Raw genomic sequence first — 11,859 nt, forward strand, 5'->3', positions numbered from 1 at the left:
ATGCGCAAACGGAATCAGGGTTGCGCGCGTTGCGCAACAAAGGCGGGATTCTAACAAGGCTGAACGGATAAAACGAGATTTTTACCCGCCCCTGTGGGAAAATGCAGTATCCCTACTAATTGTGTGACTAAGGAGCAAGCAATGAGTACCGATCTTAAACTGGCTTTGATGACCACTGTCGGCTGTCTGCTGATGATTGTGGCGTTTAGTTTTACTGCCATTCTGCACTAATAAAAAAAGCCGGGAATATCCCGGCTCTCTTCTGGCTGTTCTGCGGCTCAGCGTATGGTTTTCGGCGTCATTACCCGACGGGCACCAATATAATGGCGCTGCCAGTAGTCCTCGCCTAATGCACTGATCTGGATATCTTTGCCGGTACGTGGCGACTGAATAAATTTGCCATCGCCCAGGTAAACGCCAACGTGGTCCGCTGTGCCGCGGCCATTGATGCGGAAGAAGACCAGATCGCCTTTCTCCAGCGACTCGCGTTTGATTGGCGCGGCGTCACGCAGGTGATACATCTCGTTAGCAGTGCGCGGGATCTTAAATTTCACCAGATCTTTATAGGCATACCAGACCAGACCGCTGCAATCGAAACCGGTATGCGGGGAAGTGCCGCCCCACTGATAGGGTTTACCCAACTGACCCATCAGCTTGGTCATCGCGGTCTCACGCGCTTTCTGATAGCGCTGACGGTGGGACTTGCTCATTTTAATCGTGCCAGGCTCGCTGGCGGCGACCTCAGCCGTTTTCAGCAGGCGCTGATGGCCATAGCGTTTCTTCTCTTTGCTGTTGCGGGCGGTCTTGAGTGAGGTCTTCTTAGCAGGCGTCTGTTTCGCGGTGAGTTCGACTTTTTTCTGTTTTTTTGCTTTTAGTTTTTGAACCGGGCTAAGACGTGTTTTTTTGGCCGCCGTTTTTACCGGGCGACGCTTGCGACGCTCATCGTCACGCGCACTCTTTTTCTCTGCTTTATGCGTACTGACGTTCACCGGCGCGTGAGGCGACGCAGCGGCGATATTGAAAAACAGTTGCGCAAAGGCCAGCATAAAAAGCGTAATGATTAAACGCATAGTCCATTGAGTTGTTAAGTTGTCAGGGCCACTACGCACCGCGACAAAGTTGAGATTAATCTGATCCAGGATCAGTGCCCAGGTCATTCTAGTCCAGTTCGCTTAAAAACTGTAATGCCTTTTAATATTAATCTTTGCAACCCATGCCATTGCATTGAAAATGAGCATTTTCAGCATGTTATAGCAGCGGAATTATTACGAATTATTAAACTGTTACCCGCTGTTCATACCTGACGTTTAACGTCCTGCGAATGTGACTTAACAATGATGGTCATTTAATCGGGCAGCGGGCAAAATCTCATTTTCAGTCACGCTGCGAAGTCGCTACAATAAACAAACACGAAGTAACGAATTAAGGAAGGCAATTATGAGTACTGTAGAAAAAATTCAGCGCCAGATCGCAGAAAACCCGATCCTGCTGTACATGAAAGGTTCCCCGAAACTGCCAAGCTGCGGTTTCTCTGCACAGGCGGTGCAGGCGCTGTCAGCCTGCGGTGAGCGTTTTGCTTACGTGGATATTCTGCAGAACCCGGACATTCGTGCTGAGCTGCCGAAATACGCTAACTGGCCAACCTTCCCACAGCTGTGGGTCGATGGTGAACTGGTCGGTGGATGCGACATCATCGTTGAGATGTTGCAGCGTGGTGAGCTGCAGTCGCTGATCAAAGAGACTGCGGAAAAATTCAAAGAAGCAGAATAAAATAAGGCCGACATCATGTCGGCCTTTTTCATTGCAGCATCGGTTAAACGGATGCGCGGGTTTCTGTGTCACCTTCCGCGAAGGGCAGAGGCCAGCCACCTAACCGTTTCCAGCGGTTCACCAGCTCGCAGAATAGCGTCGCCGTCTGCTGAGTATCGTAGAGCGCCGAGTGCGCCTGGGTGCTGTCAAACGTCATTCCCGCCGCAATACAGGCTTTCGCCAGCACAGTCTGACCCAGCACCAGTCCGCTCAGGGCCGCGGTATCAAACGTGGCAAACGGGTGAAACGGATTGCGCTTCAGACTGGCGCGTTCTGCTGCCGCAGACATAAAGTTCAGATCAAACGTGGCATTGTGCGCCACCATAATGGCACGATTGCAGCCGCTGTCTTTAATGCCCTTACGCACCATTTTAAAAATGGCATGCAGCGCCTCATATTCACTTACCGCGCCACGGAGTGGATTACCGGGATCGATACCGGTAAAGGCCAGCGCTTCCGGATGCAGCAGCGACCCGACAAACGGTTCGACGTTGAAATGCAGCGTCTGGTCAATCTGAATCCATCCCTCTTCATCCATTTTCAGCGTGATAGCGGCGATCTCCAGTAACGCATCGGTTTGCGCGTTGAAACCAGCGGTTTCAACGTCGATCACCACCGGATAGAAGCCACGGAAACGTTGATTGAGCGCATTAGGGGAATTCGATTCAGACATCAGGATCTCGTTGCAGAAAAAGGGCAGCGCGCATTATGGCAAAAAACAGGGCCGGATGCAGCAGATGAAGCGCAGGGAAGGGGATTCAGCCTGCCCGAACGGGCAGGCTGAGAGGCAGGTTTAGTTGCCCAGGCCGTTACCGGCATCTTTGTTTTCGATCAGCTCAATTTTGTAGCCATCGGGATCTTCAACAAAGGCAATAATGGTGGAGCCGCCTTTAACCGGGCCAGCTTCACGCGTTACGTTGCCGCCATCTTTGCGGATACGTTCGCAGGCCGCGGCTGCGTCATCGACGCCAAGCGCGATATGACCATAGGCATCACCGAGGTCATACTTATCAACGCCCCAGTTATAGGTCAGCTCAATCACCGCACCTTCGCTCTCGTCGGTGTAACCCACAAACGCCAGGGTATATTTGTATTCGGTGTTTTCGCTCTGACGCAGCACACGCATGCCGAGCACACGGGTGTAGAAATCGATTGAACGTTGCAGATCGCCAACGCGCAGCATGGTATGTAATAAACGCATAACATCCTCTTTTAAAAAAACGCCATCGCCGGATGACCCAGGCGCTAAGTATAGCGATGAAAATCGCCATTGAATAATGGCTGCCGTCATCGTCCCGGACGGCAGCCCAAACCGGTTACAGCGTCGGGTAGTCGATATAACCTTCCGCGCCGCCGCCGTAGAAGCTTTCCGGACGCTGTGGATTCAGTGGGGCATCCTGCTGCAGACGCTCAACCAGATCCGGGTTAGCAATGTAATCGCGACCAAACGCAACCGCATCAATCAGACCGCGGGAAATCAGGTCATCGGCTTTCTCAACGGTGTACGCACCGGCACCAATGATGGCACCCGGGAAGAGATCGCGTACTTTCTGACGGAAGGCGTCAGTGTAAGGCTTACCACCGGCCCAGTCTGGCTCGGAAAGATGCAGATAGGCGATGTTGCGTTTTGCCAGCTCGCCGATGTACCACAGCGCCGCTTCTTCTTCGTCCGGGCCGTTGTCCAGATTCTGGAAACTGCCGATAGGCGAGACGCGGATACCAATGCGATCGGCTGACCAGTTGGCGATCACCGCATCCACCACTTCCAGCGCAAAGCGACCGCGTTTTTCGATGCTGCCGCCATATTCATCGGTACGCTGGTTTGAACCCGGAGCCAGGAACTGGTGAATCAGGTAGGCGTGCGCCGAGTGCAGCTCAAGCAGATCGAAGTCCGCTTCACGTGCGTTTGCCGCAGCCTGACCAAAATCGGCCACGATCTGCTGAATTTCTGGCACCGTCAGTTCACGCGGAACAGAGGTATCTTCGCGGTAAACGCTGCCATCTTCGGCACGCAGTGAAGTACGGGTCCCTGCAGGAATGGCTGACGGCGCAACCGGTGCTTTGCCTTCCGGCTGCACGCTGTTATGTGAGATACGACCGGTATGCCATAACTGGACTGCGGTATGACCGCCCGCCTGATGTACACCTTCGTTAATCGCTTTCCACGCGGCAATCTGCGGTTGAGTATGCAGGCCTGGCGCACCGGCATAGCCTTTTGCCTGGAAAGAGATCTGGGTGGCTTCGGTGATGATTAAACCGGCGCTGGCGCGCTGGCGGTAATATTCGGCCATCATCGGGGTAGGGATGTCGCCCGGCTCAATGCTGCGCAGACGGGTCAGCGGTGCCATAAATACGCGGTTTGGGACGGTAATTGCGCCGACTTTCAGCGGACGAAACAGCTGGGTACTCGCCATAATAGCTCCTGATTAGTAGACCAGTCGTCTACAAACACGTTTTTTAAAAATCAGTGACGTTCAAGCCACTGTTCGATGGTACTCAGTGCCAGACGCAGTGGCTGCGCCTCGCGGGAAATTTTGCTCTGCAGGCTGGCACCGAGCCACAGCAGCGACAGCAACTCCGCCATCTGCGCAGGTGGCTGCGGCAGGCTCAGCGACTCCTGTTGCTCAGCGGCAACCAGCGTCCGGGCGTAGAGTGCAGTAATCTTTGCGGCACCCTGCTGCAGCGCATCACGCATCGGCTCTGAAAGATCGCAGACCTCAGCAGAAACCTTCACCCCCAGACAACCCACGATATGCCCCTGCTGCACGAACAGCTCTGTGGCAGATCGAAAATGGTTAAGCAGACGCTCACGCGGTGTGCCGCAGGTCTGGTTTAACTGTCGCTCCACATCCTGCAGGTAACGCGCAAAGTAGCGTTCCAGTAACGCCACACCAAACGCCTCTTTAGAACGGAAATAGTAGTAGAAGGAGCCTTTCGGCACCGCCGCCTGTGTCAGCAGTTCACTGAGACCCATTCCGGTAAAGCCGCGTTGCAGACAGAGTTGCTCACCTGTCTGGAGCAGGTGTTCGCGGGTTTCATTGCGTTGTAGCGTTTTATTCATGGCAAAGAGAGTAGTAGACCAGTTGGTCTAATGCAACGCCGTCCTGTGCATTTGGCACAGAGTGTTCACCCGCCAGTGAAAGAAAAGGCGAATTCTGACCGGTCTGCGCTTATTTCCTGCGCATCCAGGCTACGCTTTTTACTGGACTGTTTATTCTGTGAATCCGGAGTCGTGGTGGCCGAGCAGCTTGAGTTTTTCCCGGTTCCCAGCCCCTGTCGCGGCATCTGCCAGACTGATGCGCGTGGCTACTGCCTGGGATGTTTACGCAGCCGCGATGAGCGGTTCAACTGGCTGCGCTTCAGCGATGCGCAAAAGCGTGAGGTCATCCGTCTTTGTCAGCAGCGCCGTCAGCGCCTGCACCGGCAGCAGAAAGGCGAGGAGCCGCACGAACCACAACAGCCGGAGTTATTCTGACGACTTCGCGCTTTCCGTTATACTCTCTGACACGCTAATTTCAGCCAATGCGCAACAGGGAGAACATCATGTCAGAACCGCAGGCCATCGCTTTACAGGGCCCCGATTTTTCACCGCTGGTTATGGGGTACTGGCGTCTGATGGAGTGGGGGATGTCACCGCAGGAGCGCGTTGCGTTTATCGAGCACCATCTGGGGCTCGGCATTACAACCGTCGATCATGCGGACATTTATGGTGACTACCAGTGCGAGGCGGCCTTTGGTGAGGCGCTGAAGCTTGTTCCCGGACTGCGCGACCAGCTACAGATTGTGACCAAGTGCGGCATCGCCACCCGCGCCCGGCCTGAGCATCAGATTGGCCACTACATTACCGACAAAACGCATATCCTGCAGAGTGCTGAAAATTCGCTGCGCCATTTCCACACCGATCGTCTCGACCTGCTGCTGATTCATCGTCCCGATCCGCTGATGGCGGCTGACGAGGTGGCAGAGGCCTTTATGGCACTCCATCAAAGCGGCAAAGTGCTGCATTTTGGCGTCTCCAACTTCACGCCCTCACAGTTTTCACTGCTGCAATCCCGCCTGCCGTTTTCACTGGTGACCAATCAGCTGGAAATCTCACCGGTGCAGCAAAGCGTGCTGCTGGATGGCTCGCTGGATCAGTGTCAGCAACTGCGCATTCGTCCAATGGCCTGGTCCTGTCTCGGCGGCGGGCGTCTGTTTAACGATCCTCACTTCCAGCCACTGCGTAATGAACTTGAGCAGGTGCGGCAGGAGACCGGTGCTACCAGTGTGGAACAGGTCGTCTATGCCTGGATACTGATGCTGCCGTCACGTCCGCTGCCGATTATTGGTTCCGGTAAAGCAGCGCGGGTCAGCGAAGCCGCCGGGGCGCTGAACCTATCCCTTTCGCGTCAACAGTGGTTCCGTATCCGTAAAGCGGCGCTGGGCTTTGATGTTCCCTGAAGCGTAAAACTGCGTCAATCTTCGGCAAAAAAGCGCAACAGCGACCAGACTTATCTCAACCCCTGGGAGATAAATGGAGTCACCATGAAAATGAAAGCAGTTGCGCTATTCGCGCTGATCGCCTGCGGCGCAGCACAGGCTGCCAGCGAGCAGGTTACGATCCATCAGGTTACCGCTGAGGGGATAGGAAAATCTCTGGGTACCGTCAGGATTGACGAAACACAGTATGGTCTGCAGTTTACACCGGATCTGCAGGGACTGAAGCCGGGCATTCACGGTTTCCATGTTCATGCCAAAGGCAGCTGTGAGCCGGGCGAGTCCGGGGGCAAAGTGGTCGCCGCTGGAGCGGCTGGAGGTCACCTTGATCCCGCTAACACCGGCAAGCATCTGGGACCGTACGCTGAGGGGCACCAGGGTGACCTTCCCGCGGTCTATGTTGATGAGAAAGGCAACGCAACTTATCCCGTGCTGGCACCGCGTCTGAAATCGTTACAGGAGATCAAAGGCAAAGCGCTGATGGTCCATGCTGGCGGGGACAATCATGCCGATCATCCTGAACCGCTGGGCGGCGGCGGGGCGCGTTTTGCCTGCGGCGTCATCTGAATATCCGGGCGGCAGGCGATGGCCGCCCGTTTTTATCCTGCCTGTTTATGAATTGTTATACCATCCCCGTCATTTCCCCCCTATGATATTGATTCAGGTAAGAAAGCGTGATGGGGAAAGGAGCAGGAAAATGAAATTCAAGGGCGCATTACTGCTGTGTCTGCTGCTGGTGGGATGCGATAAACCCAATGATACGCAACTGGTTACTGAAACGGGACGGGAGCTTCAGCGTACCATTGATACCAGCAAAATGCGTATTACCTGTGAAAAGATCGCCAAAGGCCGTGAATGGCTCAGCCGCAACATGGTGCGCAGGCTGGAAGCGCAGGGGTGCGATCAGGTCTTTCGCAGCGCGACTGAAACCAATTTCACGGACACCACTGTCTATCGCCGCACCATGACCATGGTATGCGGTGGCATTCACGGTCAGAGTTTTACCGGCACCGAACTGACGCGTCGCTTTATGTTCTCACCCGATGAGAAAGCGCTGGTGATTGAACCGATGACCGAAATGGACAAAACCCGCTTTGAAGGCCATAAAACGCTGCAACAGTTGCAGGATGATTTTAACCGCCAGCAGCAGCAATATTGCCAGTAATCATTCAGGCACGGCCTGTTTCAGTTGTGCCAGCGAACAGCGTAATCGCCAGATAATCCCCGCCAGTTCGCTGGCCTCGTTGTTTTCCCGCGCCAGTAATGCGGCAATGGTCGCTTCCAGTTCCGTCAGCATCTGATCCAGCGAACTGTGCCGTACACCGCGGCTACTGATAATCTGCTGAAGATTTTGCAGGCTGTTATCTCGGAATGTCATCAGCGCTGCCGAATCAGCGCGCCATTCACGCAACTGCCAGACGATATGCGAGCAGTTGAGCAGCACCACGCCCCAGCGCAGGAGCCAGACGCGTGCCTGCTCATCCCGGCTGTGACTGAGCTGACTGATGCGATGGTAAATCTGCGATTCAAAGCGGCTCTCGCTGAGCCGGGGCCGTTGCCGCAGCTGATCCAGAAACGCCAGCCGTAGCGCCCGGATATGCCGTCGGCTGCGTCGCGCATCGGAGCTGGGCCGTAAAATCTGGAACGCCAGCCAGGCGAGCAGCACCCCGTAGACTTTGGCGATGTTATCGTTGAAAAAATCCTGATAATCCCAGGCGGGCGGATTCGTCACCGCAATAAACGAGCCCATAAAGACGATGAACTGTCCCCACATCCCGGCACGCTGTTTCTGCTGCAGCTTGAAGAGTTGCAGCGTGACCAGCAGCGGAAACAGAAACAGTAAAAACGGCCACAGCTGATCGATCTGCACCATCAGGCCAAACTTCATCACAAAGCTAAACGCAAACAGCCACAGCAACGTTTTCAGCAGCAGGGTGACGCTGCCTCCGGGTGAGGGCGCAGAGGCATAAAGCACACAGGCAATGGCGGTTAACGTGAGCGCCGAAGCCCCTGAAGACCATTGCGTGTTGATCCAGAAGGCGCAGCCCAGCACGATAACGCAGAAGGTACGCAGCGCGCTCCAGCCCGCTTCAGCACTGTCGCTGTCGCGCGCCAGCGCCGGAACCGGCGGCGGCTGAAAGCGGGTATCGGCATCGGCGCGATCCAGCAGGCGGATCCAGCGCAGTACGTTAAGGTACATCCAGCAGAAGTAGCGCAGCCGGTGACAAAAGGCGCGCTGCCGGTAGTCGCCATTCGCGGCGGGTGTCACGCTGCGCAGGATTTGCGCCAGACGATATTTATCACACGCCGGTTTCGCCAGCTCCGCCAGCAGTTGCTGCAGCGCCTCAAACAGCGTCTCCGGCGCGTCAGGCCAGTTCAGCAGCATGCGACGCAGGCTGGAAAGCACGCTGGTAAGTCGCAGCTGCTGGTGCAGCACATAGTTCAGGACGTTGTTCTGTCGGCGAAAGCGGTAGTGGCTCCAGAATGCCTGGATACGCAGCAGATTCATGGTCAGGATCTGGCTGATGACATTTTCATGCGCGGTACGAATCGTATCGCTGGCAGAGGGCTGAAGCAGTAACACCGCATGTTCGAGCAGTCGGCTATGCATCTGTTTCAGCGAGGTAATCAGCGTCTCACCATCGGAAGTGCTCGGCAGCACCATCATCATCAACCCCGCACAGAGAATGCCGGAGATGACCTCGCAGACGCGAGCCTGAGCGATGGTCCACAGCGAGGTAATATCGGTGATATTGACGCTGCTGAAGGCGATGATGGCGGCCGTGTAGCCCGCCAGCGAAAACGCATAGGCAACGTTATTCTGATAGTGGTTCGCAATGCCGGTGCAGAGCGCCAGCCACCCGGCAATCGCAAAGGTGAACAGCCAGGGCTCATTCAGCGTATGTCCGGCAATTAGCAGCGCGGCGCTGGCCCCGAGCAGGCTGCCGACAATGCGCCCCAGACTTTTACTGATTGCGCCGCCGACGGTGGGAAAGCTGATCACCGCCGCGGAGGTCATCGCCCAGTAAGGCTCATCGAGATCCAGACCATAGGCGATGCTCAGCGCCAGACACATCGCGATAGCGTTGCGCAACGCATAGCGCCACTGACCGGCGTTCGCCTTAATCCAGGGCAGTTGATCCCAGGCCAGCCACTGAACATTCATGGCTGGATGGTGATGGTGCAGCTGGTACCGGCCACCAGACTGGCATCGGCCGGGAGCGGGTCGAGACGAATGCGCACCGGCACCCGCTGCGCCAGCCGCACCCAGGGTACGTTGGGTTTGATATCGGGCACCAGGCCGCTGTCGGTCTCAATGCTCTGGTCATAGATGGCGCGGCCAATGCTATCCACATGGCCCTGCAGCTGCATGCCATTGCTGTAGAGCACTACCTGTGCCGTCGCGCCTGCGTGAATATGGCGCAGCTTGGTCTCTTCGAAATACCCCATGACGTAGTAAGAGTGGCTGTCGACCAGTGCAAACAGGGGCGTTCCTGCCGTGGCGTAGTTGCCGGGACGGAGCGTCAGATTCGTGATCCAGCCATCTGCGGGTGCGGTCAGCGTCGTCTGCTGGAGATTCCAGCGTGCGCGTTCCAGCTCCGCCTGCGCGGCTTTAGCACTGGCGGCGGCAGCCTCAGCGCTTAAGCGTGCCGCATCAAGATCCTCCGCAGAGATGATGTTACGCGGCAGGTTGCTGCGCCGGTTGTATTCATGCTGCGCTTTCGCCAGATCCGCCTGCGCTTTGCTGAGCTGGGCGGTGGCATTGTCGAGCGCGATCTGCCACGGCACGGGATCCAGCGTTAACAGCAGCTGGCCCTGCTGCACGAACTGATTGTCTTTGACCTTCAGTTGCGTAATCCGGCCTGACACCTGAGGCGTGATATCCACCAGCTCTGCCCGTAATTTCCCGTCACGGGTCCAGGGCGACTGCATGTAATAGTTCCACAGCCAGCCACCGGCCAGCAGCGCCAGCGCAAACACAATCAGCGTTGAGAAGTATTTTACCGCGTTAAATTTCATATCGATTATCCGTGACCGATGAGCCAGAGTGCGGCGGTAACGCACAGCACAAACAGGGAGAGGTCAAACAGGGTGGGATGCCAGACGTCGCCGGAGTAGATCCAGCCGCGCACCAGCGGGTGAATCAGCAGCCAGAAAAAGAAGCCGAGCATCACCGCTTTAAAGATCGGCGGGAAAAACAGCGAGGCGCCCACGACCAGATCGGTCAGCGGTTTCGCACCGGATAAAGCAGGAGTGAGCACGTGATAACATCCTTCGTTAACCCAAACGGCAGACTGAACGCGCTGCCGCGTGATTGTAGCCTGGTCCGGGATTTGTAATTTGTCCTGTAAACTCGCAGAATAGTGTAAAATCTGGCTTGATAGCTAGCAAGCTAATTATAAGGAGATGAAATGGATACGCCCCTCGGAACGGATTTATCTCGCCTGGTGCGCATCTGGCGCGCGTTGATTGATCAGCGGCTGAAGCCGCTTGAGCTGACTCAGACTCACTGGGTGACGTTGCACAATATTCATCAACTGCCGCCCGAACAGTCACAGATTCAGTTAGCCAAGGCGATTGGTATTGAACAGCCCTCGCTGGTGCGCACGCTGGACCAGCTGGAAGAGAAAGGGTTAATTACCCGCTCGACCTGTGCCAACGATCGACGCGCCAAACGCATTAAGCTGACGCAGCAGGCGGAGCCGATTATTGAACAGGTTGAAAGTGTGATCGATGAGACGCGGGATGACATTCTGTCCGGCATCAGTCGGGAAGAGATCAGTCAGATGGTGACCCTCATCGCCCGGCTGGAGAAAAACATTCTCGACCTTCAGCACAAAGAGAAATAAAAAAACCGACGCCCAGGCGTCGGTTTTTTGTTTAGCGCTATTAGCGAGGTGAAACCGTTACCTGGCTGCCGTTGGACGCCATCACAACACGCTGACCCACGGAGTAACGCGAGGCGGCCTGTTTCTGAACCACCATGATGGTGTTGCCATCATCCTTACGGATTTCCAGCTCAACGCCATCGGTTTTATTGATTGCGCCCTGAACACCCTGACCGGCTACGCCACCCAGAACCGCACCACCGGCTGTCGCCAGGCTACGTCCGGTGCCGCCACCGATGGTGTTACCCAGGAAACCACCCAGCACGGCACCCCCGATTGCACCGATGACATTGCTCTCATCTCCGCCCTGGATTTTAACCGGACGTACAGAGACTAACGTACCGTATGACACGCTCTGCACCTGCTTAGCTTCACTGGCACTGTAGGTGTCACCCGACAGCGTACTGGTATTGCTACAACCTGCCAGCATCACACCGGCCAGAGCGACCACAATTACACGCTTAATCATTTGAAACTCCTTTAGTCGAGAAGGCGCCACGTTTATCGCTGTATCCTGCACACAGTATAAGACACAAAACTGGCAAATTAATCCCTGTCCGAACAAAACACGGTTGGACGAAGCATAGACTATGTAAGATCAACAATAATTCAATCGCAGTTTAAAAATAGTCACGTAACGGTACGGGTCCGCACAATCGGATAAAAAGAATTTAATCATAGAATT

General features: G+C 55.5%; 16 protein-coding genes. 7 read left to right on the forward strand and 9 right to left on the reverse strand.

From position 1 onward, the window contains the following. The first annotated feature begins 141 nt into the window (after positions 1 to 141). Positions 142 to 231 (forward strand): YnhF family membrane protein, encoded by a 90-nt coding sequence (locus N5J69_RS00470; protein WP_095707274.1) that lies wholly within the window; start codon positions 142 to 144, stop codon positions 229 to 231. Positions 232 to 278: 47 nt separating this feature from the next. On the opposite strand, the gene N5J69_RS00475 is transcribed toward N5J69_RS00470, so the two are convergent. Then, positions 279 to 1,070 (reverse strand): C40 family peptidase, encoded by a 792-nt coding sequence (locus N5J69_RS00475; protein ID WP_279768081.1) that lies wholly within the window; start codon positions 1,068 to 1,070, stop codon positions 279 to 281. Positions 1,071 to 1,434: 364 nt separating this feature from the next. On the opposite strand from N5J69_RS00475, the gene N5J69_RS00480 reads away from it, so the two are divergent. After that, the gene (locus N5J69_RS00480) at positions 1,435 to 1,770 is read left to right on the forward strand and encodes a Grx4 family monothiol glutaredoxin (RefSeq protein WP_179291196.1); all 336 of its coding nucleotides are present in this window, start codon (positions 1,435 to 1,437) and stop codon (positions 1,768 to 1,770) included. 43 nt (positions 1,771 to 1,813) lie between these two features. On the opposite strand, the gene rnt is transcribed toward N5J69_RS00480, so the two are convergent. The 4 genes from rnt to N5J69_RS00500 all read right to left on the reverse strand — a co-directional run bounded on the left by rnt (position 1,814) and on the right by N5J69_RS00500 (position 4,870). Continuing rightward, positions 1,814 to 2,482 (reverse strand): ribonuclease T, encoded by a 669-nt coding sequence (rnt, locus tag N5J69_RS00485; RefSeq protein ID WP_279767322.1) that lies wholly within the window; start codon positions 2,480 to 2,482, stop codon positions 1,814 to 1,816. Between the two features lie 120 nt (positions 2,483 to 2,602). Further along, positions 2,603 to 3,010 (reverse strand): lactoylglutathione lyase, encoded by a 408-nt coding sequence (gene gloA / locus N5J69_RS00490; protein WP_010245580.1) that lies wholly within the window; start codon positions 3,008 to 3,010, stop codon positions 2,603 to 2,605. 115 nt (positions 3,011 to 3,125) lie between these two features. Beyond that, entirely contained in the window at positions 3,126 to 4,223 is a 1,098-nt protein-coding gene (locus tag N5J69_RS00495) for an alkene reductase (RefSeq protein ID WP_279767323.1), read from the reverse strand. A 50-nt stretch (positions 4,224 to 4,273) separates the two neighbouring features. Continuing rightward, positions 4,274 to 4,870 (reverse strand): TetR/AcrR family transcriptional regulator, encoded by a 597-nt coding sequence (locus N5J69_RS00500; protein ID WP_279767325.1) that lies wholly within the window; start codon positions 4,868 to 4,870, stop codon positions 4,274 to 4,276. Between the two features lie 174 nt (positions 4,871 to 5,044). Between N5J69_RS00500 and N5J69_RS00505 the strand changes: the two genes are divergently transcribed. From N5J69_RS00505 to N5J69_RS00520, 4 genes are all read left to right on the forward strand, one after another. Then, complete coding sequence (locus N5J69_RS00505; protein WP_279767326.1) at positions 5,045 to 5,284, forward strand: DUF1289 domain-containing protein; 240 nt, start codon at positions 5,045 to 5,047, stop codon at positions 5,282 to 5,284. A 68-nt stretch (positions 5,285 to 5,352) separates the two neighbouring features. Next, positions 5,353 to 6,249: an aldo/keto reductase family oxidoreductase gene (locus N5J69_RS00510; RefSeq protein ID WP_279767328.1), complete on the forward strand. Its 897-nt coding sequence runs from the start codon at positions 5,353 to 5,355 to the stop codon at positions 6,247 to 6,249. 84 nt (positions 6,250 to 6,333) lie between these two features. Beyond that, entirely contained in the window at positions 6,334 to 6,852 is a 519-nt protein-coding gene (gene sodC / locus N5J69_RS00515; RefSeq protein ID WP_279767330.1) for a superoxide dismutase [Cu-Zn] SodC, read from the forward strand. 130 nt (positions 6,853 to 6,982) lie between these two features. Continuing rightward, positions 6,983 to 7,450 (forward strand): hypothetical protein, encoded by a 468-nt coding sequence (locus N5J69_RS00520; RefSeq protein WP_279767332.1) that lies wholly within the window; start codon positions 6,983 to 6,985, stop codon positions 7,448 to 7,450. Here N5J69_RS00520 and N5J69_RS00525 read toward each other — a convergent pair whose 3' ends face one another. From N5J69_RS00525 to N5J69_RS00535, 3 genes are read right to left on the reverse strand one after another with little or no spacing between them, the layout of a single operon-like run. Next, a complete protein-coding gene (locus N5J69_RS00525) occupies positions 7,451 to 9,451 on the reverse strand; it encodes an FUSC family protein (protein ID WP_279767334.1) in 2,001 nt (666 codons plus the stop codon). Then, positions 9,448 to 10,305 carry an HlyD family secretion protein gene (locus tag N5J69_RS00530; RefSeq protein ID WP_279767337.1) on the reverse strand — a complete coding sequence of 286 codons (858 nt, stop codon included), beginning with the start codon at positions 10,303 to 10,305 and terminating at the stop codon, positions 9,448 to 9,450. The genes N5J69_RS00525 and N5J69_RS00530 overlap by 4 nt, the downstream gene beginning before the upstream one ends. 5 nt (positions 10,306 to 10,310) lie before the next feature. Next, positions 10,311 to 10,547 carry a DUF1656 domain-containing protein gene (locus N5J69_RS00535; RefSeq protein WP_279767338.1) on the reverse strand — a complete coding sequence of 79 codons (237 nt, stop codon included), beginning with the start codon at positions 10,545 to 10,547 and terminating at the stop codon, positions 10,311 to 10,313. Positions 10,548 to 10,697: 150 nt separating this feature from the next. On the opposite strand from N5J69_RS00535, the gene slyA reads away from it, so the two are divergent. Next, the gene (slyA, locus tag N5J69_RS00540) at positions 10,698 to 11,135 is read left to right on the forward strand and encodes a transcriptional regulator SlyA (RefSeq protein ID WP_279767340.1); all 438 of its coding nucleotides are present in this window, start codon (positions 10,698 to 10,700) and stop codon (positions 11,133 to 11,135) included. Positions 11,136 to 11,175: 40 nt separating this feature from the next. Here the strand turns inward: slyA and slyB are convergent, their stop codons facing one another. Further along, entirely contained in the window at positions 11,176 to 11,643 is a 468-nt protein-coding gene (slyB, locus tag N5J69_RS00545) for an outer membrane lipoprotein SlyB (protein ID WP_279767343.1), read from the reverse strand. Positions 11,644 to 11,859: the final 216 nt, after the last annotated feature.

It is taken from the genome of Pantoea sp. GD03673, assembly GCF_029844725.1.
Lineage (GTDB): Bacteria > Pseudomonadota > Gammaproteobacteria > Enterobacterales > Enterobacteriaceae > Pantoea.

Bases quoted from the DNA above. Each gene is read 5' to 3' on its own strand.
- N5J69_RS00470 (WP_095707274.1), top strand. From the start codon at position 142: ATGAGTACCGATCTTAAACTGGCTTTGATGACCACTGTCGGCTGTCTG.
- N5J69_RS00475 (WP_279768081.1), bottom strand. From the start codon at position 1,070: ATGCGTTTAATCATTACGCTTTTTATGCTGGCCTTTGCGCAACTGTTT.
- rnt (WP_279767322.1), bottom strand. From the start codon at position 2,482: ATGTCTGAATCGAATTCCCCTAATGCGCTCAATCAACGTTTCCGTGGC.
- gloA (WP_010245580.1), bottom strand. From the start codon at position 3,010: ATGCGTTTATTACATACCATGCTGCGCGTTGGCGATCTGCAACGTTCA.
- N5J69_RS00495 (WP_279767323.1), bottom strand. From the start codon at position 4,223: ATGGCGAGTACCCAGCTGTTTCGTCCGCTGAAAGTCGGCGCAATTACC.
- N5J69_RS00500 (WP_279767325.1), bottom strand. From the start codon at position 4,870: ATGAATAAAACGCTACAACGCAATGAAACCCGCGAACACCTGCTCCAG.
- N5J69_RS00510 (WP_279767328.1), top strand. From the start codon at position 5,353: ATGTCAGAACCGCAGGCCATCGCTTTACAGGGCCCCGATTTTTCACCG.
- sodC (WP_279767330.1), top strand. From the start codon at position 6,334: ATGAAAATGAAAGCAGTTGCGCTATTCGCGCTGATCGCCTGCGGCGCA.
- N5J69_RS00520 (WP_279767332.1), top strand. From the start codon at position 6,983: ATGAAATTCAAGGGCGCATTACTGCTGTGTCTGCTGCTGGTGGGATGC.
- N5J69_RS00525 (WP_279767334.1), bottom strand. From the start codon at position 9,451: ATGAATGTTCAGTGGCTGGCCTGGGATCAACTGCCCTGGATTAAGGCG.
- N5J69_RS00530 (WP_279767337.1), bottom strand. From the start codon at position 10,305: ATGAAATTTAACGCGGTAAAATACTTCTCAACGCTGATTGTGTTTGCG.
- slyA (WP_279767340.1), top strand. From the start codon at position 10,698: ATGGATACGCCCCTCGGAACGGATTTATCTCGCCTGGTGCGCATCTGG.
- slyB (WP_279767343.1), bottom strand. From the start codon at position 11,643: ATGATTAAGCGTGTAATTGTGGTCGCTCTGGCCGGTGTGATGCTGGCA.